The organism is Streptomyces sp. f51, assembly GCF_037940415.1.
Lineage (GTDB): Bacteria > Actinomycetota > Actinomycetes > Streptomycetales > Streptomycetaceae > Streptomyces.
Genome location: NZ_CP149798.1, coordinates 7,752,531 through 7,774,839, shown reverse-complemented (window position 1 = coordinate 7,774,839; position 22,309 = coordinate 7,752,531). Strand labels below are relative to the sequence as shown.

The following is a 22,309-nucleotide window of genomic DNA, read 5'->3' as shown; positions in this document are numbered from 1 at the left end:
ACTCCGGCCTCTTCTCCCGTCGCCGGTCAGGCCACGCGTTCCAGGCCCGCCTTCACCTGCTGCCGGGTGCCGTCCCGTTTGATCGTCTCGTAGGCGAAGTCGACCGTGTCGCCTGGGCGCAGTGTCAGGGTGATGCGGCCGTTGGTGACGCAGTCGCCGGACTGGATGTCCTCCCCGAGGGTCACCTGGTCGGTGCCGCTGACGGCGGTCAAGGTCACGGTGCCATAGCAGTCGGAGGACTCCATCGCGTAGCGGACCCTGCCGACCTGCTCCCGCAGGGCGGTGACGCGGTAGTGGTCGGTGCGAGTGGCGTCGACCTCCTCGGCGTAGCCCTGCCAGCGTCCGAGGAACTCCTGCGGCAGGCCGACGGGTGTCACGGCGGCGGGGGTCGGGACGGTGGAGGCCGGGGCCGTGGGGGTTCCGTGGGGTCCGCTGGATGCTCCAGGCGCCGCGGGCGTGGTCGGCGGGGCCGAGTTGAGGGGAGCGACGGAAGCGGCGGGCACGCCGGGCGCGTTGGAGGAGGGGGACGCGCCGCCGAGCGAGGGACCGGAGGCGTGTTGCTCGGCATCGCCGCTCAGCTGCACGAACAGTCCGATCAGGGCCGCGACGATCGTGGCCGCGGCGCCGATCAGGGCCACGACGAGCGCGCTCCTGTGGGAGTCACTGGGGACCGGGCGCTGCGGCCTCGCATAGGGATCCAGCGGCGATTGAGGTCTGGTCATGGCGCGGCCTCTGATGTGTGGTTCAGGGAAGATCAGGCCATATTGCCGTCCAGACACCGCAGTTGTACGACTTTCGTGCAAATCTGCTGAAGGGATCGCGCTCATGCCGCCTCGCGTATGAAAGGGCGTCCATCCATGCCCGGCCGTGTCCGGAGGCGGCTGTGGGTCAAGAGTGCGTCATGTGGCATCGGCGGCTGAGAGGCCGGGAGTTGTCCGCCGTACTGAACGAGTAGGTGGACGGCGACTCAGGAAGAAGGACAACTCCGTGATCCGGCAACACATGGTCCTGGCCTCGGCGGCAGGGCTCGTCTCCGCGCTCCTTCTGACGGGGTGCGGCTCCGCGAACGACGCCTCCTCCACGGGCCCGGACAGCTCCGCCCCGGTCGCCACGGCCGCGTCGGATCCCGCGACCTCCGCACCGGCCGCCCCCGCCGCCACGGCCACCCTGCTGACGGTCAGGGAGATGAAGGGAACGGCCGGCGTCGTCACCGACGACAAGGGGATGACTCTCTACCGCTACGACAAGGACCGGCCGAATCCGTCCAAGTGGACGTGCGCCGGGCAGTGCACGAAGACGTGGAAGCCGGTCATGGTGCAGGACGGCGTACGGGCCGAGGGCATCGAGAAGAGCCTTCTCGGTACGGTCCACCGCGACGGGAAGCCACAACTCACGCTGGGCGGCTGGCCGTTGTACCGGTACGCGGGTGACACCGACGCCGGGCAGATGAACGGCCAGGGCAAGGACCAGCAGTGGTACGCCGTCAGCCCGACCGGCCGGAAATCCATCCCATCCGGCTGAGCCCGGCTCCGTCAAGTCACCCTCCCCACAACGCCGTTGCCCCTGCCTCCCGTACGCCCGTCATGGCCGCCGGGTCCACCGACCCGGCGGCTCGACGAGGGTCAGGGAAGCAGGGGCCGGGACGGTCAGGGCTTGGCGGTGTACACGACGCCCGCCTGGTTCTGGGCCGCTGAGCCCCATACCTGGTCGTACAGCGAGGAGTCGCCTCCGAGGGTGTAGAGCAGGTAGGAGGTGGTGATGCCCCGGGTGAGCTGCTGCTGGGCCGCACGGGTGATGGCTCCGCTGTCGCACCCGAATCCGGAGCTGTCCTCGAATCCGCAGTGGAAACCGCCGGTGATGACGCGCAGTTGGGCGGGGGCGGGCTTGGCGTCGTACATCTTCTGCTGGTTGCCGGCGACGCCCGCGATGGTGTCGGAGCTGCCTCCGACGTACTGGGCCGGCACGGTCAGCTTTCCCGAGGCGGTGACGGCGGACGGGTTGGTCTCCGCCGCCGCCAGCGTGGACACGCTCTTGACGGCCGGGTTGCGACTGGCGGCGAGCAGCGCGGCGCCGCCGCCCATGGAGTGACCGGAGACCCCGAGACGATCGGTGTCGACGGCGCCCGCGAAGCGTGCGCCGGTGGTGGTGTTCTGGCTGGTCAGCCAGGTCAGAGCGGCATTGAGGTCGTCGGCGAAGGCGGAGTGGTCGGGGAAGAGGCCGCCTTGGGACTTGGGCGCGACCGTGATGAAGCCCCAGGACGCGTAGTGCTTGAGCAGGCTCTCGTACTGGGTGATTCCCTGGAAGAAGCCGTGCCCGAAGGCGAGTCCGGGATGGGCTCCCGGTGCGACGGCCGCGTTGGCCCCGGCCGTGGTTCCCGGGTACCAGACGCGTGCGCTGTACGAGCGGCCGGAGGCCGAGACGGTCACGTCGGAGTAGGCCACAGGGAAGGACCCGGTGGTGGAAGGGTCCACGACCGCCGCGGGGCTCACGGCGGGAAGCGCGCTCGCTGCCGGCGCGACGGCGAAGGCGGCTGCCGCACTGAGCAGCAGAGCGATCACCAGCCGCGATAATTGACGTACCACGCGATCACCTCATTCATCTGGGTGCCGTCTGGTGCTGCACTGGGTGGGGGAAGATCGCCCCGGCGGCCGTCGGCAAGGACTCCGATCAGTCGCCGGAGCGCAGGCGGAAGTCCCGGCGGGTCCACCCGGTCAGGGGGTGCTCCCGAGTGTGACCGGGCGGTCATATGACCGCCCGGTCATCGTGGGGCGCGCCACGGGAAGTGTCAACGCGTGGGACACGAAAGCCTGTTGGGATCTCCCCGCAGAAGCTCGCCGGCATGAGCCCCTCGAGTCACCCTGTGTCGCGAGAAGCGCGGGGTGGGGAGTCACCGGACGGCGTCGGGCGGGCGCGGTCCGTGTCGTTGCGGGCGTCTGCCGCGCCCGTGTCAGGACGTTCTGCTGGCAGGTCGATCATGGGAGGCCGGTCTGGATCTGCGGGATTCGCAAGCGCATGTCCGCGGTGCCAGACTTGTCGTGAATGGTGGTGGCTGCCATGGGTTTCTACGCCGACCAAATCGTTCCGCGCATCGTCAACGTCGCTTGCGGCATGGGGGAGGCCAAGGAGCTGCGACGCCGGGTGTGCGAAGGCCTGGAGGGCGAAGTCCTGGAGATCGGCTTCGGTTCCGGGCACAACGTTCCCTTCTATCCGCCCGCCGTCACGCGGGTGGCCGCCGTCGACCCCTCGGATGTGGGCTGGAAACTGGCCGGTAAGCGTCTCGGCGCGACCGCCACCCCGGTGGAGCGCTGCGGGGTGGACGGCCAGTCGCTCCCGTTCGCCGACGACAGTTTCGATGCCGCCCTGTCGACCTGGACGCTCTGCACCATCCCCGACGCGGACGCCGCCCTGCGCGAGGTCCGGCGCGTCCTCAAGCCCGGGAAAACCCTGCACTTCGTGGAGCACGGCCTGGCCCCGGACGAGCAGGTACGCCGTTGGCAGCACCGCCTCGACCCGATGGAGCAGCTCATCTTCGACGGCTGCCATCTCACCAGGCCCATCGTCGACCTGCTCACTTCCGCCGGCTTCACCATCGCCGAACTCGACGTCTTCTACGAGAAGGGCGCCCCGAAGGCCATGGGCGCCGACTCCCTGGGGATCGCCGTATCTCCATGACGCCGCCGCCGCGGCCCATCCTTCCGGACCGGCCCGCGGGGAACCCGCCCACGGCACCGGGCGTGCCCCCGGAGCGCTGACCGGCCGAGCCCACGGTCACGGCGACGGTCGCGGTCACGGTCACAGCGACGGTCGCGGTCGCCGGGCGTCCCCGGCGCGGTCGCCCGGCATCACGCACGGACAGTCCTTGGCCGCAGCGCTCTCCGCTTCTCCTCGCTCCGTCCACTCCGTTCATGGGAGTTGGCGAGGTGCGGAAAGTGCGTGGCATCGCGGGAACGGCCCGGTCATCAGGTCTCCTTCGTGGATACCCCGGCCTTCAGGCCGGGGAGGAAACGAAGCTCCTGCGGAGCAGGGCAGGGAAAGCCGGTTCGCCCCTGGGCGGAGCGGCGTTGTCAGTGGTGGCCGTTAAGTTGGTCGCGTGTATCTGCGGTATTCCTTCCGGCTCGAGCCGACGCCGGGCCAGCGCATCGCGCTGGCCCGTACGTTCGGCTGTGCCCGGGTGGTCTACAACGATGCGCTGGCCGCGAGGAAGGCCGCCTATGCGGGGGACAAGTCGCGTATCCCGACGGGTGTTCTGGCACGGCAGGTGATCACGGAGGCGAAGAGGACGCCCGAGCGGGCGTGGCTGGCGGAGGTGTCGGTGGACGCCTTGCAGTCTTCTCTTCGTGATCTGGATACGGCGTACGCGAATTTCTTCGCGTCGGTGTCGGGGAAGCGGCCGGGGCGCCGTATGGGGTTTCCGGTGTTCAAGTCGAGGAAGGACAGCCGGCAGGGCGTCCGTTTCTCCAGGAACGGGTTCCGGCTGCGGGGCAACGGGCGGCTGAACCTCGCGAAGATCGGGGACGTTCGGGTCCGCTGGTCGCGTTCGCTGCCGTCGGCTCCCTCCTCGGTGACCGTGATCAAGGATCCGTCGGGCCGGTACTTCGCGAGTTTCGTCGTGCAGGTCGAGCCCGAGCCGCTCGCGCCCGTCACGTCCGAGGTCGGCATCGATCTCGGCCTGACGCACTACGCCGTGCTGTCCGACGGGCAGGTGATCGACAATCCCCGCTTCCTGCGGCGTGCCGAGCGTCGGCTGAACAAGGCGCAGCGGGCGTTGAGCCGCAAGGCGAAGGGGTCGAGGAACCGGGCCAAGGCCCGCATCCGCGTCGCCCGGGCGCACGCCCGGGTGGCCGATGCGCGCAGAAACTGGTGTCACCAGAGTGCTTCGAGGCTGGTCCGCGACAACCAAGCGGTCTACCTCGAAGACCTGGCGGTCTCCGGTCTCGCACGCACCCGCATGGCCAAGTCCGTCCACGATGCCGCCTGGGGCATGTTCCGCCGCGTGCTGGAGGAGAAGGCGGCCCGCTGTGGCCGTCACGTCGGCATCGTCTCCCGCTGGCTGCCCTCCTCGCAGACGTGCTCGGTGTGCTGGGTCGTGGACGGGACGAAGCCGCTGCACGTGCGTATCTGGCGGTGCGATGGCTGCGGTACCGAACATGATCGTGACCTCAATGCGTCGCGTGTGATCCTCGCCGCCGGGCAGGCGGAGAGGCTAAACGCCCCTGGAGGGCCGGTCAGTCCTGGAGTGGAAATCCCACGCCAGGCACGGCTCGTTGAACGGGGAACCCATCCGAAGGCCCAGCCGGTCACCACCGGCAGCCAGGCGGGAATCCCCGTCCTTTAGGGCGGGGAGGATGTCAAGAACCACTGCACCACCAAGTGTGCGCTGTTCCTGATGAGCCTGAAGTCCCTGGTGGAGACGGGCACCGGCGCACCGCACCCGCACGACGTGCAGATCAGCAACTGGCACTGATCCCGTCCGGGGCCGTCACCGAGGCCGTCCGAGCAGCCGGCGGCACGGCCCCCGCAACAGCAAACCGAACCGTCTACGGCCCGTCCGGCTCCCGGGCGGGCCGTAGACGGCGACCGCCCGGGCACCCCTCGGACAGCACTCCGGGTCCGACAGGTCGGGACTGAAGCCCTCATCGGCACGCGCCGCTCGCGGCCTCTGCGCGCCAGTGTCGGGGAGCGCCCACCCTGTCGTCCCGCTGCGGGCTGGGCGAACAGGAGGAAGCAAGGTGGGCGGTTGGCTAAAAATGCGCCAACTCTTCCTTTATTCAATCAACTTACCCCATAAAGATACTTAATTCGCTTGTCCGTCAGCACATGTGTGCGAGAGCGTCGTCTGTGACTGAGCCCCGGTACCGGAACCTGACCAGTCCGGGCACCCCGGGGCGTCACATGTGAACAGGGGGAAGATCGGCATGGGACTTGCTCAGCGAGCCACTGCTGTTGCGGCGGTGCTGGCCGCGGTCAGTTCACCTGTCGCCGGGACTGCGAATGCCGCATCAGCGGCGAACCCGTGCGCCGGGCGGTCGGAAGCACATATCGTGAAGAACTACTACCAGGGTCCACTCGTCATCCCGCTTCGATGCGGCTCGAACACCTGGGGATACCGTCACCTGGTGTATCGCGGCCGATGGAGCGCCGACTTCGACAAAAAGATCAGTCATGCCATCTGGCGCGGCACCGTGGTGCCGATTCCCGGAGGCCGATGGCACTACTACATGGAAGCCATGCCTCCGTGCAGCAAGTACTTCGGAGTACTGGACAACCCGAACGCTTACGGACGCACGCCCAGAATCAACCCGCAGGGCATCATCACGGCCTACTCTATGGACGACGCACCGGGCTCCAGCCGTGCCTCGTCGGCCGAACCGCACCATCCTGTCTGCTGAGGGAGCGCCATGATCCTCACGCCTGACACACGGGCCCGGCTGGGTGATCTGCTTCGCGAGTACGAGCCGACGTACACCGTCCCGATCCGTGTCGAGCAGTTGCAGTTGACGCGGCGCAGATTCACTAAAGGAGCAGCCGAGACCGAACGGACCTTCCTCGAAGTCGAGGTCTCGGTGGCTCAGCCGGAAAGCGAGCCACAGCACTGGCTGCTGAGCCTGGACTTCGACGAGGACGCCGGAAACCTCTTGGGCGAAGGTGCGCAGGAGGCGGATCTGCGAACCGCTGCACTGATCATCTCGGCGAACATCGACGAGTGGTGGCAGTGCAAGGACCACGAGGCCGCCACCGCAGCCATCGGCAAGAGGCTCTCGTAAGAAGCCGCCCTCGGTCAGCGGGTCCGGAATCTTGTCGCGCCTGCGACTCCGGAGACTTCGGCGGCTCGGACCGGAGGTACGCCGTTCAGGGGTTGTTCCGCATGATCCGCCGAACCGAACGGCCCGTAGAGCAGCGCGCCCGGCCGGGGTTTCCCGGCCGGGCGTTCTGCCTGGTCAGCCGTTGGGCCAGGGGGCGCGGATCCGACCGGGAGCCGCAGCCACCGAAACGCACCGCGGTACGCCGGGCGGGCGCGGCGGGGAGCCCTGGGACGGAGGGGCGGGTCAGCGCAGTCCGGAGAAGAGGTCGTTCTCGGGGACGGGCGCGCCGGTGGTGTCCTGGACCCGTACGAAGGTCTCCATGCCCATCAGGTCGCCGAACCTCTCCTTGCCCATCTTGAGGAAGAAGATGTTCTCGCCCTGGCTGGCGTGCGCGGCCAGCGCGTCGAACTTCTGGCCGCTGAACGCGGTGGTGTCCACCCACGTGGTGATCTCGTCGTCGGGCAGGCCGATCTCGGCCAGCGCGGCGGCCTCGGCGGGATCGGGCTCCGGCATGTCCTCGTGGAACTCGCGCATGACCTCCCCGAACCGCTGCATCATCGAGCGGGGCGCCGTCGTCCAGTACACCTTCGGCGTCAGCTCGGTCATCTCCAGCGCCGCCATCGTGATGCGGTGGGCCTGGATGTGGTCGGGGTGACCGTAGAAGCCGTTCTCGTCATAGGTGACGACCACATCGGGCCGGTAGTGCCGCATGAGGTCCGCGAGCCGGGCGGCGCCCTCCTCGACGGGGGTCCCCCAGAAGGCTCCGGGGGCGTCGTTGCTCGGCCAGCCCATCATCCCGGAGTCGGCGTAGTCCAGCATCTCCAGATCACTGATCTTCAGGACCTCGCAGCTCGCCTCGAGTTCCTGACGCCGCATCGAGGCGACCGCCGCCGGATCGTGTCCGGGGTCGCCCGGCTTGACGCCTCCCGGTCCGTCACCGCAGCCGCCGTCGGTACACGTCACCAGAACCGTGCGGATTCCTTCCGCCGCATACCGCGCCAGGACCCCTCCGGTTCCGGTGGCCTCGTCGTCGGGGTGGGCGTGCACTGCCATGAGCGTCAAAGGGCGGTCGGTCATGAGAACAGTCCTCCAAATAGAAATACGCCGTGGTCCCGGACCGCGGCAGGCGTGCGCGGTCCCGAGGCCCGGATCCCGGCGGGCGTACGTAGGGCCGTGTGGCCTCCGTGTTCCCCGCCCGTACGGCGCCGGGCCCTCCGTCGGTGCAACCGCGCGGGCCGGACCCGCTGTTCCCGGCCCGGCCGGGTGATCCTGCCGGCCATCGGCGTTTCGACCCGAACGAGGTACGGACGCGACCTGCGGGGCTTGATCCCGGGGACGGGTCAGGCGGCGAACCCGACGTTGGTGACGTACTCGTACTGGCCCCACTGGCTGCCGAGGTCGACGACCTGGTCCACCCACGCCTCGTCCAGCCCACGATCGTCACCGGCCGCCCACGCGGCCACGATGCGGTCCCGGCGGCGCACGTTGAGGGTGCGGAACTCCAGGCACCGGAACGTGGTGAATGCCTAAGACTTCCCCCGCAAACTGCCTGCTCAGAGGCCGGTGACATGATCGAAGCGTGATCAGTGAATCCGGCCAGTCCGGTGCGACGAGGTATGTCCTTTTTGATGTTGATGGCACGCTGATCGACGCCGTGGACAATCAGCGCCTGGTTTGGCGAACGTGGGCAGAGCGATACGGGCTGGACCCCGATGAGGTCTACGAAGTGGCGCTGCGGACAAGGCCGATGGAGACCTTCGCGCAGGTTGCTCCGGACCGGGATCCCGGGGAGTGTCTTGCCGTACTGCACGCGTTGGAGGATGAGGACGTCCGCTCCGGTGCCTACACGGCCTTCGGTGGCGCCGCGGAGCTGCTGAATGCTCTGCGGCCCGGGTCCTGGGCGTTGGTGACTTCGAACTATGAGCACCGGGTGCGTGGACGATTCGCACGGACGGGCTTGCCGGTCCCGGAGGTCCTCGTGGATGCGGCCGCCGTGGAGGAAGGCAAGCCGTCGCCTGTGCCGTATCTACAGGCAGCCGCGCTACTGGGTGCCACACCGGAGGACTGCCTGGTCATCGAGGACGCTCCTTCCGGGGTGGAGTCCGGGCTGCGTGCCGGGATGACGGTGTGGGGTGTCAACACCCCTGTGGCGGTGGACGGCGTGCATCGTCACTTCGGCAGCCTGCGCGAAGCGGTCCGCGACATCCTTGCCTTCGTGTCCGGACCCCGCCCTCACCGGCTGGAGGGACCAACCAGTGACGGCGCTTCAACCTCAACTTCGCCGGATAAACGAATGGGCCCCCGGTAGCCGACCCAAGTCTTGGCGACAATGGGGACAACAATGACAGCCCTGCCCGGCAGGGCAGCCGAAAGCCGATCTGAGACCCTTTCTCTGGACGGGATGACACCCCAGCGAAAGGCCATCAAGACAGCAGTGAACGAACATCCCGAGGCGATGGCATTGTTCCGCCAGTGAAGGACATCGGCGGGCGGGACGCAAACCGGCGCCCTCTGCCCAGGCATGAAAAATCGCTCCGCGGAAGCCGCGGTCGCCCCGGTTCGGGGATGTCAAAAGATTCGTTTCATCTGGTAGCGGGTGGCAATGGATACCCACGGTGAGATGCAGCCTGTCGTGCCGGAGGGGCACTCGCCGTCGGCGGGGGCGATTGAGCGAGCCTCCAGGGCGGAGAGGTAGAGCCGTCCGGGGCAGGTCAATCGTTTCTCCGGGCTGCCCATGATCCACGTGAATCTTCCCAGGTGGCGCCTGGGATCCGGGACCGCCAGCCATCCGCCCCGGGACACCACGCGCAGATCGAGCGAACGCAGTAGATGCGACCATCCCGGAGAGATCAGGAAGTACACCTGCCGGCATCGTGAATCCCACAGCATGGGGCCGACGGGACCCACGGCGCGGAGCAGGTCGACGTAGGCACGGTAGCCTCGCACCTCTGAAAATCTGACCGCGTCCCAGGATGTTCCGGCCGGGAGTATGGCTATTCCGCATCCGCTCGCACGCCATTCTTCGAATACTTTTTCCCGGTCGCCGGACATCTCCGCGAGCCATCCGGCCAACTCCGAGGCAGTTGAGATCATCAATTCCTCCCGGGTCATACCGCCTTCTGGATTTCGGGCTAACGGACGGTAGCATCAGGAATGCGCGGATCGGTAGGGGCACGGCGACGTCTTGCGCATTTTCCCATTTCCGTTCCGTTCCTGTTTATCGACCGGGAATGACAGGCGTTCTGTTCACCGTCGAGCGGCTGGAGGGTTCGCGATCGCGCGGCCGGCGTCCGGCGTCCGTCGCGGCGCGTGCGGCCAAGTGCCCTGACGCTCCTTGCCCCGGGCGGCCGCCTGCTCGGTGTCACGCGATGGGCGGCGGCGGCCGGGGGGACGGACCCGTCCTGCCCTGCCGCCTCTACTGCCGTACGAGAGCCGGCTGCGCCGACGGCGGTCCGGCGTCCGTCCGGCAGCCGGATGCCAGTCGGATGCCGGTCGGCGGTGCCGACTTGCGCGAGCAGACCGCCCATCCCGGCGCGCCACCTCATCGCGATCGCGCCGCGCGGATCACTCACCCGCGCCATCCATACGTCAACGGTGAGATCACCTGCCCGAGACCGCGCCCATCGACACCGCGATCTCCCCGAGCGCCACCTCGCTCCTACCAGGGCAGCACCACGAAGACATCAAAACCGTCGGGAGCCGCGGAGTTCACCCCACCGAGTGAAGGTCATCAGCAGTTCAGGAACCCGGGGCCCGGCCCGCCGAGGGACGCCGGCCACGCGTCGGCGCGGTGCCCACCGAGGGCACCGCGGGACAGGTACCGGGAGCCGGCACCGGCTACGGCCGACGGGCCCTGAAGCCAGCGACTTCACGAAGCGGCCCGGAACGGATACGAGAAAGATACCGAAAAACTCTCCAAAAAAATCGAGGCATTCAAATCAGGCGAATGTGAGACTCTCTCGACATAGATCCTGGTGTATGCGACGGAAGCAAACGGTCCGCCTCTTTTAAAGGCTGGGCAGATTGCACCGGAAATCAACGGGTGAGGCCCCCGATAGATGCCTTTTCGGCTTGCCAGAAGCCTTGCTCATTCGACCCGCACGACCCGTCCTCCGGTCGAGTGTATTCACTGATCTGTTTTCCGACGAAACGGAAGTGCCGGGCCGCTCGCCCATGCCCTCCGACCTGCTGTTTAGATCCTTGAGATCACGCCGGCCGGTCGGACACGGCGTCGGTTGCCTGCATTACCGGTCCAAAAGTTGCGGGTACTGTCGCTTTCCGGTTCGAGATTGCCCTGAATTCAAGGAGGATCAATCAGTGAAGCGCATGGCTGGAACTTTGGCTGCCGCAGTTCTGACGGCCGGGGCCGTCGTTCTGCCGCTCGCGGGTTCGGCGGCAGCCGCTCCGGCTCCCGCCCCCAGGGGAGAGCTCGTGGCCACGAGCTCTCCCCTGGAGCCTCGCGACCACGGCGGAGACCACGACGGCGGCCGGGGCCGCGGTGACGACCGGGGCCGCGGTGACGACCGGGGCAGGGGCGACGACCGGGGCCGCGACTGGGACGGAGACCGGGGCCGGGACCGCAGCTGGGACGGGGACCGGGACCGAGGCCGGGACTGGAACGGGGACTACTACCAGGACCGCGGCTGGAACGAGGACTACGACCAGGGCCGACGCTGCTACTGGAGCCACCACCACGGCTGGGGACACCACCACCACCGCGGCCACTGGGTCTGCGTGCCCAACTGGCTCCGGTAGCAACCGGATCGCCACATGGCACTGCCCGCCGTCCTGGGAAGTCCCGCGGCGGGCAGTGCCGTTCCGTCGGCGCGGCACACGGCTCCCCCGCCCTGTCCAACATCCGTCCAAGGCCGGCGGCAGGGGCGGGTACACCACGATCGGACACTTGGACCCTCGATCGCGTGACCGCAGGAGGGCTCGTCATCCGGTATGAACAAAAGGATTTGCCGCTTCCACCCGCCCCGCCCTCGCGGGACCGTCAAAACCGTACAGTCTCTCGTCCCGGCTGGCGGATCGTTTCTTGCGAGAATTGGGAGAACCTGCGGATCATCTCCTGAAGATTGTCAGGATCGCTCCGCTCACTTCAATGTGGCGCTCCTCCAGCTCTTCACCGCAGCACAAGGCTGTCAGGCACGATCTGAATAGGTTCATCTCGTCTCCACTGAGAACCGCCAAAGCCATGTTCATTACATCATCCAAGGCCGCCGCTGTCAGGCACTCCGGTAGCTCCCCGGAGAGCAGAATCACTGGCTCCCCTGTAGTACCGCGCACAACAGCCGTGGTGGATGACCCTTGGACGACGAACAAGTGGACCCCTCCAACGACACTCCATCAGGAAACCCGCTCAGCCCGGGTGGAACAAGAGGATAGCGACAAAAGGCCCCTCTTTCGCACTTATTGGTCCACCTTGAATCCTGGCGGGCTCCGGGAAAGCGCACGGCACACGGGCTGTTCTTATGCGCCGAAACAGGCACCCGCCGGCGTACCGCTTCATCAGAACCGACCCATAATTGCTGGTCACCGGCGGCATGGTCTCGGTACGGCCGTTCACGGCGCCGGGGCCACGCCCTACGCTCCCGGGCGCCGGCCCGGGTCCGTACCGCTTCGGTGAAACGGCGATCGTGCCGCGTCATGAGGAGGCCGACGAGGCGCGGCAGGGTCGGCGGGCTGTGCGGCCCTCGAAGGGCAGGGCCCGAGAGCCGCCCTCGCGGCGGCGCCTGGCCGCGCTGTCTCCGGCAGCCTTCAGCGAACCCTGGCGACCAGCGCATTCGACACATGTCGCAGCTCCCGCGCGTGAGCGTTTGATGCCGTCCGTCGTGCAGCCGTACGTGTCGCTACCGCCACAGCAGGCTTGCCTTCGGCATCGAGAGGAGCAACGGGCACCCGTCGGCCGCGGACACGCCAAGCACTGCGTCCCGACCGACACCTCTCCATGACGCACCCGAAGAGTCCTGGAGAGATGGTTCTCTTCTGAATTTACTGAAACATTCCACTAATAACTAAAGATGCACATTCCCATGTGCCAATTTGACGCTATTGCTCAACTTCTCTTCCTGTGGGCGGAGTTCGGAGCGGGTGTCGCGCGCCTCGCGCCGGGTGTCCTGCTTCCGTCGTGGCTCGTTAGCCGGTGCGTGACTTCTGCTGCCGGCACGTCAGTCCCCCGTCGCGGCCCCAAGCTGGAGCCGTTGCTGCTCTCCGCGGACGAGCGAGCGGTGCTGGAGCGTTGGGCAGCGCAGGACCGGCCCCTGGCCGCGCGTGCGCGGATCGTGCTGGCGTGTGCGGGGCCCGGGGTTCCGCCGATCGTGTCGGTCGCCCGGGACCTGCGGGTGGCCGCGGACACGGTTCGCACGTGGCGACGGCGTTTCGTCGCCGAGCGGCTGAACGGGCTGACCGGCGAGCCTCGGCCGGGCCGGCGAACCGCCCTCGGCGCCGAACAGGCGGAGGCGGTGGCGAGCGCGCCCGAGGCGGCCGGTGACGGCTTTTCCGATCTGGGGGCGGCCCTCCGGCGCATCGCCGAACTGGACGCCGAACTGGCCATCCACCGGCGAGCCGCGGAGCTGCTGGGCTAGGGCACACCTCACCGAGCACGACCGGCGCAGGCGTGGGGAGTTGCCCGCACGTCGGCCCGCCGCGGCCGGCACTGTCCGAGGCGGACAGGGCCCTTCGCATCGACCCGCCCGCTCCCGCCGGCCGATGTCACCCCCGACCCCGGTCCGTCACGGGCGGAGAAGGCCCAGGCGACGGCAGCCGCCAGCACAACCATCAGGCAGCCAGAGCGAACTGACGTGCGTTTTGCGTATGAAGGTTGTGTCTGAGGGGTTTGCGAACCATCTCCCCGTCCGCTACTGTCCGGTGTCTCCGGACAAGTTGTCCGGAGGCTCCGGACAGCGACTGTCGTCCGAGGCCCCGAATTTCCCAACGGGCCTTGTCGCAACAGCGCTTCGAGCGCCAGAGCTGGGTTCACTCCCTGTCCCGGCTCTGCCGGGAGTTGCTCGTCCACGACCAGGCCCACCGGCCCGATCGCAGGCGAGGAACTTCTGCCGGGCGGGGCGGCTGACGGGTCACACCTGCCTGGCCCCGACGCACCCGTGCTCTCGCGTTCGTCCGGATCCGCTGGAAATCGACACGTTTTCACAACACTGAGAGGTTTTCATCATGAACAACGAAATGCTTGAGGCCGAGTCCGCCGAACTGCTGCCCGGCCGTGAGGCCCTCGGGAAGTTCTCGTTCAGCTTCGCCAAGACGACCAACATCTCGCACAAGGCCGCCGCCGTCGGCGCGCACAACGAGTCGCTGGCGGCGAACGAGTTCTCCCCGTTCGCGGTCGCCCAGTCGCAGGCCACGCAGGCGATCAACGTCCACCAGTAGTCCCGGCGTTGTCGTCGGCCTGCACCATCCGTCAGGCCGGCGTCGTCAGGCCGGGCCGGCCCCACCGGCCCGGCCCTGCGGGCTGGAACATCCGCACAGCGGACGGCTCATGCGGCGGGGGGACACGTCCTCGCGGGCATCGAGCGGTCCGAGGGAGAGCCGGCGCGGTTGCAGCCCGCGCACTCGGGCCTCCCCCGGCCGGGCAGCCGTCCGTCCGCAGCTCTCATGCCCCAAGTGATCGCGCCGGATGCGGGGTTGCCCGCATCGGAGGAGGAACGTTGGCAGTGTCCGGAAATCAGATCCCCGACGCTGCCGGCCTGTCGGACACGCAGCCCTTCGACGGCGACGGCATGACCGGCGTCCGAGACGACACCACGGTTCCCCTCCAGCCGAGGTGGAACACGGTGCCGCTGCGGGCGGCGGCCGCCCCGCCGCTTCCGGCCCTTCCCGTTCCACGGCTGAGCAACGGCCTGGAGCGCATCGGGGAGTACAAGGGGTCAGGATCCACCGAGCCGAAATACCTTGTCCGCCGGGGTGACGGCCAGGTGATCCAGCTGTCCAGACTGCTGTATCTGGTGGTGAGCGCTGTCGACGGAGTGCGCGATGCCGAAGGCATCTCCCACTTCGTCAGCGGCCGCCACGACGCCGAGCTGACCGCGGACAACGTGGTCTACCTTCTGGAGAAGAAGCTCACCCCCCTCGGCGTCGTGGCGGCCGACGGAGCCGAAGCGGACCGGACTCCGGAACCTCGTACGGACCTCCTGCTGGTCCTCAAGGGCCACAAGGTCGTCTTCCGCGAGGAGCAGGTCGCGTGGATCGCCGCCCGGCTGGCGTGGCTCCACCGGCCTCCCATCGTGGCCCTCGCACTGATGTGCACGGCGGTCATGGACATCTGGCTGTTCGGCGTCCACGGCGCCATGACACCCGTCCTGCGCGTCCTGGAACAGCCGATCTGGATGCTGATCGTCTTCGTGCTGACCGTCGCGTCCCTGGTGTTCCACGAGTTCGGACACGCCTCGGCGTGCCGGTACAGCGGAGCGACACCGGGAAAGATCGGCTACGGCATCTTCCTGATCTGGCCCTCCATGTACACCGACGTCACCGACGCCTACCGGGTGGGCCGTGGCGGACGTCTGCGGACGGGCCTGGGCGGCGTCTATTTCAACGTGCTGTTCATGCTGGTCCTGGCCGGCGCCTATGCGGCCACCCGTCAGCCCTACTTCCTCGCGGCCATCTACATGGCGCACTTCGAGGTGCTCGAACAGCTCATGCCGGCCGTGCGCCTCGACGGTTACTACATCCTGGGCGACCTGGCCGGCGTTCCCGACCTGTACGGCAAGGTGAAACCCATCCTGCTGAGCATGCTGCCGGGGCGCCCCGTGCACCCGGAGGTGGCAGGCCTCAAGCGCTCCGCCCGGACCGTGGTCACGGTCTGGGTCGTCACCATGATCCCCCTGCTGCTGGCGGAGACGGGCTACGCCCTGTGGAATCTCCCCCGCCTTCTCTCCACCAGCCTGCGTTCACTGGTCGAGCAGCTGACGGGGACCTTCTCGGCGTTCGGCGACGGACAGATCGCCGCCGGGCTGGTCGGTGTCATCGGCAGCCTCATGCTGGTCTGCCCCATGGCCGGCGGAGCCTATCTGACCGTACGGCTCGGCGGCCGTCTGGTCCGGGGCGCGGTGCGCGTCACCGAGGGCAACACCGCCCTTCGCGCGGCGATCGGGGTGGCGGCGCTGACCGGTGTGTCCATCCTGATCGGCGCGTGGATGCACGGCGCGACCCCCAAGCCGCTGCCTCCCGCCCCGCCCGTCGCCCCGGTCCTCCAGCCGGGCGTGCCCACGGCGAGGCCCCTGCGCGACACCCCGCGTCCGTCCCACGACGTCACGTCGGTGCCGGCGGGCGTGCCCGCGCTCCCGCACCGGCAGCACGCCCTGCCCGCCTCCCCCGCCCCCTCCCTCACGTCCGGCGAGAAGTCCGCTACCCCGGACACGGCGAGCCCGGCCCCGGCCTCCCCCGGCCGTCGCTCGCCGGCTGCGGACGGAGAGGCCACCGGTGCACCAACCCCCCTGCACAGCACGCATGTTGAAACTCCGTCAGCGGCCTTCTCCCCCACCTTCCCCACACCGTCGGAGTCCGTGCCGACCACGGCCGCTCCCACCTCGCCGACGCCTGCCCCGACGGACTCCGTGTCGGGAACGCCGTGACGCGGGCCCACCAGACCCGCCCCCCGCTCCCCTCTTGCCCCTCGCCCCTCGCCCCCTCAGGAGGAATCGAATGACACACCGCAAGCCGCGCAGCAGCGCGGTCGCCAAGACCGCTGTACGACTGGGCATGATCGCAACGACCGGGATGGCCGTCGCGGCGACGACGACGGTGGCCAGCGCGAGTTCCGGCGGCCCGCACCTCTTCAGCTCGTCGACCGCGGTGGACATGGCGCACACGCACGCCGACCGGACGCACGTCAACCAGTTCGACGAGTCCTTCCAGATCCACCAGTTCGGTCCGCTCGTCGCGGTGACGGCGAACAACCGGGCGATGGCCGAGTCCGCGGGCTGTTCCCTCCAGGACCCGTGCCGGTCCATCGCCTTGTCGTACCAGATCGTCACCGCCGCCGGCCGTAACGCGCGGCTGATCAACGCCACCAACATCAGCCGGTCGGCCAACGACCACTGCCCCGGATGCGAGACCTTCTCGGGTGCGTACCAGTTCGTCGTCGCCACCCCTCAGGAGCTGGCGCTCAGCCGGTCCGCGCGCGGTCAACTCGGCCGTGTCCACCGGGAGGTGGCCGCGCTGAGGACGTCGAGTCTGCCGATCGACACCGTCAGGAAGCGCGCCGACGAGCTGGCGAACGAGGTCAAGACCATCCTCGACCGGGAAGCCGCCTCCGCTCCTCGCGGCAACGCCGCGGACCCGCTCGACCGCTTCCAGCCGACCGTCACCATGCACCGCCACGTCCACTGACGGGGCGGCCTGTCGGGTGGTCCGGCTCCATCGCCGCCTCCGGCCCGACAGCCTCACGACGCCCCGAGCGCCCCGCCGGCCCGGACCACCGAGCCGGGCCGGCGGGCATCCCCGGGCCTGAAACCTGAAGGACCATGCCCAGACAGCATCCCTCTTCGCTGCACAACCGAGCCCTGGACCTGCTGGCCGAGGGCCGGTCCGTCAAGGACGTCGCAGCCGAACTGCACCTCAGCAGGCCCACCGTGTACCGATGGCGCCACGCCTACGCACACCTGACTGCCCATCAGTTCACGGGCGGGCAGGCGTCCTCGGAACTGAGCGCCGCCCGGGCCCGTATCGCGCAACTGGAGAGCGAACTGCTCACCCACCGGCGCCTGACCGAGCTGCTGAACGATGTGGTGCCCCCAAAAGGCGGTTCGAGGCCATCCAGATGATGGCGGCGGAAGGACATCCGGTCCGGTCGACGGCCACGCTCCTGCGGGTCTCCGAATCCGGGTACTACGCCTGGCGCCGGCGTGCTCCCTCGGACCGGCTCCAGCGCCATGCCCGGCTGACCGAACTCATCGTCTCCATCCACCAGTCCTCCAGGGCCGCGTACGGCTCCCGCCGCATTCACCACGAGTTGCAGGAGCGCTACGGCGTCGGCGTCAGCCGCGGGACCGTGGAACTGCTCATGCGGCAGGCCGGCATCAAGGGGCAGACCGGCCGCTCCCGTTGGACGGCACCGCAGGCTCCCGGCGGCCAGAGCCCGCGGCACCTGTGGGTCACGGACGCCAGAGCACACCCCACACCGACGGGCACCGTCTACTGCGCCGTGGTCCTCGACGTCGACCGGCGTCGGCTCATGGGCTGGAGCACGGAGCGGACGGCGACCCACGAGCTGGTGCGCAGGGCGCTGAACACCGCTCTCACCGGGGACGGCGCACGGCCTCCGGCCGTCCGGGACCAGCACACCCGGTGGACCACCTACGCGTTCACCGAGCGCGTACGGGCGCTCGCGCTGTCGCCGGAATCCGCTCCCGTCTCCGACCGGCACGTCCAGGCCTCGGTGGACCGCTTCTGGAGGACGGTCGACCACCACCTTCCTCCCCGGAAGACCTGGAACAGTCCCTGGATCCTCGAGGAGGAACTGAAGCGTCTTCTCGAAACCTTCACATCGCACGAATGCCGATTCGACGAATCGTGCGCGTGCGGAACGGATGGCCTCAGAAGATTTTTCCTTTACTCGACGCCATCGGTACCGGAAATCCCGGAGGCGAGACGGCTTGCGCAATCGTGAAAGAGGATATGCAGAGAACCCAGGAGACTCCCCCCTTGCCCATCGCGCCGTCCCTCGGAGGTGACCTGAAAGTGGGCGAGGACCTGCCCGCCACCCGGGCCCATGAAGTCCTGCTCCACTGCGCCATGGACGCGGCCTGCGTCCCCCCGTGGCTGCGCGAGGCGGGGGCGACCACCCGGATCGCCGAGCTCGACTACCAGACGGTCGCCACGGTGATCTCATGGCTCAGGGCGGCGAGTTCACGAAGTTTCTGACCGCGGCACCCGGCGCGGCAAACACCCTGTCCCGGCCGTCTAGTGGCTGGGACGAGCCTCTTCCTCCGATGCGGCGGTGCGCAGAAGGGATTCCACCAGCGCGGAAACGTGCTTACGGTCGACAGGGCTGAGTTTCTGGACGCTGGCGATCAGGATCTCGACCTCGGGGTCTCCGGCCGCGAGCGTGTCCTCGCGGTAGAGGTTGACCCCGCACGCCTCGGCGGCGGCCCGGTGCACCGGGGCCACGGGGATGCCAAGGCCCTTGGCCAGCCCCTCGAGCGTGCTCTGCTGCGGCATCTGGGCCAGCCGCTCCGACGTCGCCAGATGATGGACGGTGGAGCGTGAAATGCCCCCGCCGCGCGCCACGTCACTGTACGACCAACCGCGCTGTTCAAGTTGGTGCTTGATCAGTACTTGCAGTGGGTTCGGCACGGCTGGTGTCTCCTGCTTGGATGTCGCTTCCCGCCTCGTTGCCAGTGAGTTTAAACGAATCGGATCAATGATCGTCCTCCCCATCCCTTCTCTCCGCCGGAACGGTTAAAACGCCGCGCCGGTCGACTCATTGGGACCGTACCGGCCTGATCGGCGCAGCGCGAACCAGGGCTTTCGCCCGGATCACCGGCGAACCGGAGGAAGACGGCAGCAGGATAGATAATTGCGTTTCTCTCATGGCCGGTGGCAATTGCCGCACACTGATTTGAGGCGGTTTATGCCCGGATGGCCGGTGCCTGGCCATCCGCTCCAAAGCGTGCGCCCTCTGCGCGGCGGTGAGCACCGTTTACTCAAGTGTTCACCTCTCCGGGCGAGAGCGTCCGACTCCCAGCCCCGGCTCCTGCCGGGGCGGGCCTGGCTACCCTTGCTCCGTGATCATGCCGACTCTCACGCCGATGGGATTCACGCCGGACGAGATCGCCGAAGCCGTCGGCATCTACGCGAGCAACCCCGAGTACTGCCGGGCCAGCGGTGAGTACGACCCCGAGCACATCGCGGCCGGGCGGGTCGAGGCCGATCTGCGCGAGGAGGCCGGGAGCGAGGGCGGTCATGTCCTGCTCGCCCGTGACGCCGGGGGCCGGACGGTCGGCCTGGTCTGTCTGCTGGACCGGCATCCCAAGGACGGGTATCCCTGGATCGGGCTGCTGATCGTGCACGGGGACCAGCGCCGCAAAGGCGTCGGCCGACTGCTCGTGGCGGCCGTCGAGGAGCGGTTCCGGCGCCAGGGTCGGGACGGCCTCAGGATCGCGGTCCTAGGGAACAACCCCTCGGCCTTCGCCTTCTGGAGTTTCCCTCGGCTGGCAGGAGATCGACCGCCGCCCCGACCTCCAGTTCAACCGGCCCTGCGTCGTGATGCACAAGCCGCTGTCCTGAGCCGGACGGCCGTCGGCCCGGCTCGCGTTCACGGATCTTGGGGGCCGTCACCGATCCACGAAGACGCCGCCGCGGTGACACCGTGCGCAGCGGCTTCCGCACCCCGTCTACGACGGGACGATCCCCAGCTGGCGCATGATGCCGAGTTCGTCGGGCCGGCCCCACTTCTCGACGATGCGTCCGTCCCGGATCCTGAAGATGTTGGTTCCGCGCAGGGTCAGGGGGTGGCCTCCGGCCGGGGCCGGTACCCCGAACAGTTCACCGCGCTGCGTCCCGCCGGCGGTGAAGTGCTCGACGACCAGGTCGCCCTCGGCGATCATCAGCTGCGGCTCGCTGTGCCAGTCGGGACACACCTCCCGGAACAGCGCGCCGGCGGCGCGGAGGCCTTCACGGTCGCCGGGCGCGTTGAACGGGGGGTCGTGGTCGACGAAGTCCTCGGAGAGGTACTTGTCGACCGCGCCGAGATCGCCCTTGGTGAACAGCGCATCGATAAACGCGCGTACAAGGTCCTTGTTCTCGGCGAGGGTGGTGTCCGGGGTGCTCATGGCCTCAGTCTCGCCGTGCACAACCTGGCACAAACCGGGCGCCCCGCCTGTTCGCTCCGCTGCATCGCGATGGCCCGCCACCGGGCCTGCCGGGGTTTCGGGCAGGCGGAGCCCGGCATCGGTGGGTCGCGCGGTCCGGTGCTTCACCTGGGCGGCGGGCGGAGCACTGGCGCCGGCGGGTGCCGGGGGCGCCGGCCGGGCCACGGTGATCGACGCGAGGGGAGCCGCGAGGAGTACGCCGGGCCACCGCAGCGGTGAGGGCCGCTGCCGTCCGGGGGCCTGCGCATGGCCGTCTCTCCAGCCGGCCGCCGAGCGCGGGCCGGATCTATCGTGGGCTGCTGTGACTGGCTCTGTGCGGCTTCCGCTGCTGTTCCTCGATGTCGACGGACCGCTGATCCCGTTCGGCGGGGAGCCGGGGCGGTATCCGACGTATCCGCTCGCTCCCGGTCTGCCGGGGGCGGCGGCGAATCCGCTTCTGGCCAGGATCGATCCCCGGCACGGGGCCAGGCTGGGCGCGCTCGGCTGTGAGGTGGTCTGGGCCACGACGTGGATGGACGAAGCGAACGAGTGCATCGCTCCGCTGCTCGGTCTTCCGCGGCTCGCCGTGGTCGACTGGCCGGAGCCGTCGGAGACCGACGACAGGGACGAACGCGACGGGCTGCACTGGAAGACGCGCGCCCTGGTCGAGTGGGCGGCGGGAGAGCCGTTCGTATGGGTCGACGACGAGGTCACGGAGACGGATCGGGCCTGGGTCGCCGCCCACCACGGACGACACGCCCTGGTCCACCGGGTCGACGCCCGCCGCGGTCTCACCGATGACGACTACGCGGCTCTCACCGCGTGGCTGCGGCAGCTGTTCGAGGCGAAGGACCGACAGCCCCTGGACGGCGGCCCGTTCGGCGGGAACTGAACCGCGCGCAGCCGCCGGCCGGGCGGACGCCTGTCCGTACGATCAGACGCTGTTCATGCTGAACCGGGCTCCCGCGGCCGGTCCGGACGTGGGCATCGCTCTCGCCGAGGACGGCCTGCGCGCCCTGCTGCTCGGCGCCCTGCCCCGCCGCGCCGGCCGCCCATGACGGGGTCGAGGTCAGCGGCCGCGTCGGGTGTCTTGCCGAGTTGCTCGGTCATCTCGGGGCGCCCGGCCCGGACTTCGCCGTCGTCACGCCCTGATCCGGCCGTCCGGGCCTTTCCGCGGATCGTCGATGTGTGGGGACCCGCGGCCCGGGAACCCGACTCCGCGAGGACGAGATCACCGAACCCGGTGGCGCCTCGATGGATTTCGCAGTTCGGCTGCGGATTGCAGAGGATTTCGACGAGGGAGTCTTTCTTATGAGTGACAGCATCTGGGGCTACCAGCCGGCCACCGGCCACATCGCGGGCACCGACCTGATCGGATTCAAGGTCGAGGCCACCGACGGCAGCATCGGGAAGGTCGACAAGCACTCGGACGAGGTCGACTCCTCCTATCTCGTCGTCGACACCGGCGTGTGGATCTTCGGCAAGCAGGTCCTGCTTCCGGCCGGCACCGTGCGGTCGGTCGACCGGGACGAGCAGAAGATCCACGTCGCGCTCTCCAAGGACCAGATCAAGAACTCCCCCGAGTTCGTCCAGGAGCAGCACGTCGGCGACGCCGACTATCACGAGCGGGTCGGCGGCTACTACACCGGCCTGCGCACGTTCTGACCTCGGCGCACCCGCCCCCATCTGTCGTACCGT

Annotated in this window: 23 protein-coding genes and 2 pseudogenes; 17 read left to right on the top strand and 8 right to left on the bottom strand. The window is 68.7% G+C overall.

Annotated elements, in window-relative coordinates; genetic code table 11:
* Window positions 1–26: 26 nt before the first annotated feature.
* Window positions 27–722 (bottom strand): hypothetical protein, encoded by a 696-nt coding sequence (locus WJM95_RS33815; protein ID WP_339134751.1) that lies wholly within the window; start codon window positions 720–722, stop codon window positions 27–29.
* A 265-nt stretch (window positions 723–987) separates the two neighbouring features.
* Here WJM95_RS33815 and WJM95_RS33810 point away from each other — a divergent pair, with 265 nt between their 5' ends.
* Window positions 988–1,521, top strand: coding sequence for a hypothetical protein (locus WJM95_RS33810; RefSeq protein WP_339134749.1), 534 nt, complete (start codon window positions 988–990; stop codon window positions 1,519–1,521).
* Window positions 1,522–1,646: 125 nt separating this feature from the next.
* Here WJM95_RS33810 and WJM95_RS33805 read toward each other — a convergent pair whose 3' ends face one another.
* Window positions 1,647–2,582: an alpha/beta hydrolase gene (locus WJM95_RS33805; protein ID WP_339134747.1), complete on the bottom strand. Its 936-nt coding sequence runs from the start codon at window positions 2,580–2,582 to the stop codon at window positions 1,647–1,649.
* A 457-nt stretch (window positions 2,583–3,039) separates the two neighbouring features.
* Here WJM95_RS33805 and WJM95_RS33800 point away from each other — a divergent pair, with 457 nt between their 5' ends.
* The 4 genes from WJM95_RS33800 to WJM95_RS33785 all read left to right on the top strand — a co-directional run bounded on the left by WJM95_RS33800 (window position 3,040) and on the right by WJM95_RS33785 (window position 6,764).
* Window positions 3,040–3,672: a class I SAM-dependent methyltransferase gene (locus tag WJM95_RS33800; RefSeq protein WP_339134745.1), complete on the top strand. Its 633-nt coding sequence runs from the start codon at window positions 3,040–3,042 to the stop codon at window positions 3,670–3,672.
* 418 nt (window positions 3,673–4,090) lie between these two features.
* Window positions 4,091–5,335 (top strand): transposase, encoded by a 1,245-nt coding sequence (locus WJM95_RS33795; RefSeq protein WP_339134743.1) that lies wholly within the window; start codon window positions 4,091–4,093, stop codon window positions 5,333–5,335.
* A 580-nt stretch (window positions 5,336–5,915) separates the two neighbouring features.
* Entirely contained in the window at window positions 5,916–6,389 is a 474-nt protein-coding gene (locus tag WJM95_RS33790) for a hypothetical protein (RefSeq protein ID WP_339134741.1), read from the top strand.
* 9 nt (window positions 6,390–6,398) lie between these two features.
* Complete coding sequence (locus tag WJM95_RS33785; protein WP_339134739.1) at window positions 6,399–6,764, top strand: hypothetical protein; 366 nt, start codon at window positions 6,399–6,401, stop codon at window positions 6,762–6,764.
* Between the two features lie 282 nt (window positions 6,765–7,046).
* On the opposite strand, the gene WJM95_RS33780 is transcribed toward WJM95_RS33785, so the two are convergent.
* Both WJM95_RS33780 and WJM95_RS33775 read right to left on the bottom strand, forming a co-directional pair.
* Window positions 7,047–7,880 (bottom strand): PIG-L family deacetylase, encoded by an 834-nt coding sequence (locus tag WJM95_RS33780; RefSeq protein ID WP_339134737.1) that lies wholly within the window; start codon window positions 7,878–7,880, stop codon window positions 7,047–7,049.
* A gap of 263 nt (window positions 7,881–8,143) precedes the next feature.
* Window positions 8,144–8,314: pseudogene (locus WJM95_RS33775) on the bottom strand (transcriptional regulator); the annotation flags it as partial.
* Window positions 8,315–8,382: 68 nt separating this feature from the next.
* Here WJM95_RS33775 and WJM95_RS33770 point away from each other — a divergent pair.
* On the top strand, window positions 8,383–9,111 hold the full coding sequence (locus WJM95_RS33770) for an HAD-IA family hydrolase (protein WP_339134735.1): 729 nt from the start codon (window positions 8,383–8,385) through the stop codon (window positions 9,109–9,111).
* 260 nt (window positions 9,112–9,371) lie between these two features.
* Here the strand turns inward: WJM95_RS33770 and WJM95_RS33765 are convergent, their stop codons facing one another.
* On the bottom strand, window positions 9,372–9,914 hold the full coding sequence (locus tag WJM95_RS33765; RefSeq protein ID WP_339134733.1) for a hypothetical protein: 543 nt from the start codon (window positions 9,912–9,914) through the stop codon (window positions 9,372–9,374).
* A 1,320-nt stretch (window positions 9,915–11,234) separates the two neighbouring features.
* On the opposite strand from WJM95_RS33765, the gene WJM95_RS33760 reads away from it, so the two are divergent.
* A complete protein-coding gene (locus WJM95_RS33760) occupies window positions 11,235–11,558 on the top strand; it encodes a hypothetical protein (RefSeq protein WP_339134731.1) in 324 nt (107 codons plus the stop codon).
* A 309-nt stretch (window positions 11,559–11,867) separates the two neighbouring features.
* Here the strand turns inward: WJM95_RS33760 and WJM95_RS33755 are convergent, their stop codons facing one another.
* Window positions 11,868–12,068, bottom strand: coding sequence for a hypothetical protein (locus tag WJM95_RS33755; RefSeq protein ID WP_339134729.1), 201 nt, complete (start codon window positions 12,066–12,068; stop codon window positions 11,868–11,870).
* 884 nt (window positions 12,069–12,952) lie between these two features.
* Between WJM95_RS33755 and WJM95_RS33750 the strand changes: the two genes are divergently transcribed.
* The 7 genes from WJM95_RS33750 (at window position 12,953) to WJM95_RS33720 (ending at window position 18,683) form a co-directional block, all read left to right on the top strand.
* On the top strand, window positions 12,953–13,390 hold the full coding sequence (locus WJM95_RS33750; RefSeq protein ID WP_339134727.1) for a helix-turn-helix domain-containing protein: 438 nt from the start codon (window positions 12,953–12,955) through the stop codon (window positions 13,388–13,390).
* Window positions 13,391–13,976: 586 nt separating this feature from the next.
* The gene (locus tag WJM95_RS33745) at window positions 13,977–14,189 is read left to right on the top strand and encodes a hypothetical protein (protein WP_339134725.1); all 213 of its coding nucleotides are present in this window, start codon (window positions 13,977–13,979) and stop codon (window positions 14,187–14,189) included.
* 284 nt (window positions 14,190–14,473) lie between these two features.
* Complete coding sequence (locus WJM95_RS33740) at window positions 14,474–16,393, top strand: hypothetical protein (protein ID WP_339134723.1); 1,920 nt, start codon at window positions 14,474–14,476, stop codon at window positions 16,391–16,393.
* Window positions 16,394–16,463: 70 nt separating this feature from the next.
* Window positions 16,464–17,150 carry a hypothetical protein gene (locus WJM95_RS33735; RefSeq protein WP_339134721.1) on the top strand — a complete coding sequence of 229 codons (687 nt, stop codon included), beginning with the start codon at window positions 16,464–16,466 and terminating at the stop codon, window positions 17,148–17,150.
* A gap of 134 nt (window positions 17,151–17,284) precedes the next feature.
* Window positions 17,285–17,584: a helix-turn-helix domain-containing protein gene (locus tag WJM95_RS33730; protein WP_339134719.1), complete on the top strand. Its 300-nt coding sequence runs from the start codon at window positions 17,285–17,287 to the stop codon at window positions 17,582–17,584.
* Window positions 17,581–18,429: an IS3 family transposase gene (locus WJM95_RS33725; RefSeq protein ID WP_339134717.1), complete on the top strand. Its 849-nt coding sequence runs from the start codon at window positions 17,581–17,583 to the stop codon at window positions 18,427–18,429. The genes WJM95_RS33730 and WJM95_RS33725 overlap by 4 nt, the downstream gene beginning before the upstream one ends.
* Before the next feature lie 35 nt (window positions 18,430–18,464).
* Complete coding sequence (locus tag WJM95_RS33720; RefSeq protein WP_339134715.1) at window positions 18,465–18,683, top strand: hypothetical protein; 219 nt, start codon at window positions 18,465–18,467, stop codon at window positions 18,681–18,683.
* Between the two features lie 39 nt (window positions 18,684–18,722).
* Here WJM95_RS33720 and WJM95_RS33715 read toward each other — a convergent pair whose 3' ends face one another.
* Window positions 18,723–19,115, bottom strand: a complete 393-nt coding sequence (locus WJM95_RS33715; protein WP_339134713.1) for a helix-turn-helix transcriptional regulator — start codon at window positions 19,113–19,115, stop codon at window positions 18,723–18,725.
* A 437-nt stretch (window positions 19,116–19,552) separates the two neighbouring features.
* On the opposite strand from WJM95_RS33715, the pseudogene WJM95_RS33710 reads away from it, so the two are divergent.
* Window positions 19,553–19,900 (top strand): annotated as a pseudogene (locus WJM95_RS33710) (GNAT family N-acetyltransferase); the annotation flags it as partial.
* Window positions 19,901–20,155: 255 nt separating this feature from the next.
* On the opposite strand, the gene WJM95_RS33705 reads toward WJM95_RS33710, so the two are convergent.
* Complete coding sequence (locus WJM95_RS33705) at window positions 20,156–20,593, bottom strand: ester cyclase (RefSeq protein ID WP_339134711.1); 438 nt, start codon at window positions 20,591–20,593, stop codon at window positions 20,156–20,158.
* Window positions 20,594–20,933: 340 nt separating this feature from the next.
* On the opposite strand from WJM95_RS33705, the gene WJM95_RS33700 reads away from it, so the two are divergent.
* Both WJM95_RS33700 and WJM95_RS33695 read left to right on the top strand, forming a co-directional pair.
* Complete coding sequence (locus WJM95_RS33700) at window positions 20,934–21,503, top strand: HAD domain-containing protein (RefSeq protein ID WP_339134709.1); 570 nt, start codon at window positions 20,934–20,936, stop codon at window positions 21,501–21,503.
* Window positions 21,504–21,922: 419 nt separating this feature from the next.
* Entirely contained in the window at window positions 21,923–22,276 is a 354-nt protein-coding gene (locus WJM95_RS33695; RefSeq protein ID WP_339134707.1) for a PRC-barrel domain-containing protein, read from the top strand.
* The last annotated feature ends 33 nt before the right edge of the window (window positions 22,277–22,309 follow it).

Coding starts and splice junctions, on each gene's coding strand:
- WJM95_RS33735 (WP_339134721.1), top strand. CDS start 16,464: ATGACACACCGCAAGCCGCGCAGCAGCGCGGTCGCCAAGACCGCTGTA.
- WJM95_RS33815 (WP_339134751.1), bottom strand. CDS start 722: ATGACCAGACCTCAATCGCCGCTGGATCCCTATGCGAGGCCGCAGCGC.
- WJM95_RS33745 (WP_339134725.1), top strand. CDS start 13,977: ATGAACAACGAAATGCTTGAGGCCGAGTCCGCCGAACTGCTGCCCGGC.
- WJM95_RS33705 (WP_339134711.1), bottom strand. CDS start 20,593: ATGAGCACCCCGGACACCACCCTCGCCGAGAACAAGGACCTTGTACGC.
- WJM95_RS33730 (WP_339134719.1), top strand. CDS start 17,285: ATGCCCAGACAGCATCCCTCTTCGCTGCACAACCGAGCCCTGGACCTG.
- WJM95_RS33725 (WP_339134717.1), top strand. CDS start 17,581: ATGATGGCGGCGGAAGGACATCCGGTCCGGTCGACGGCCACGCTCCTG.
- WJM95_RS33695 (WP_339134707.1), top strand. CDS start 21,923: ATGAGTGACAGCATCTGGGGCTACCAGCCGGCCACCGGCCACATCGCG.
- WJM95_RS33765 (WP_339134733.1), bottom strand. CDS start 9,914: ATGACCCGGGAGGAATTGATGATCTCAACTGCCTCGGAGTTGGCCGGA.
- WJM95_RS33785 (WP_339134739.1), top strand. CDS start 6,399: ATGATCCTCACGCCTGACACACGGGCCCGGCTGGGTGATCTGCTTCGC.
- WJM95_RS33790 (WP_339134741.1), top strand. CDS start 5,916: ATGGGACTTGCTCAGCGAGCCACTGCTGTTGCGGCGGTGCTGGCCGCG.
- WJM95_RS33800 (WP_339134745.1), top strand. CDS start 3,040: ATGGTGGTGGCTGCCATGGGTTTCTACGCCGACCAAATCGTTCCGCGC.
- WJM95_RS33780 (WP_339134737.1), bottom strand. CDS start 7,880: ATGACCGACCGCCCTTTGACGCTCATGGCAGTGCACGCCCACCCCGAC.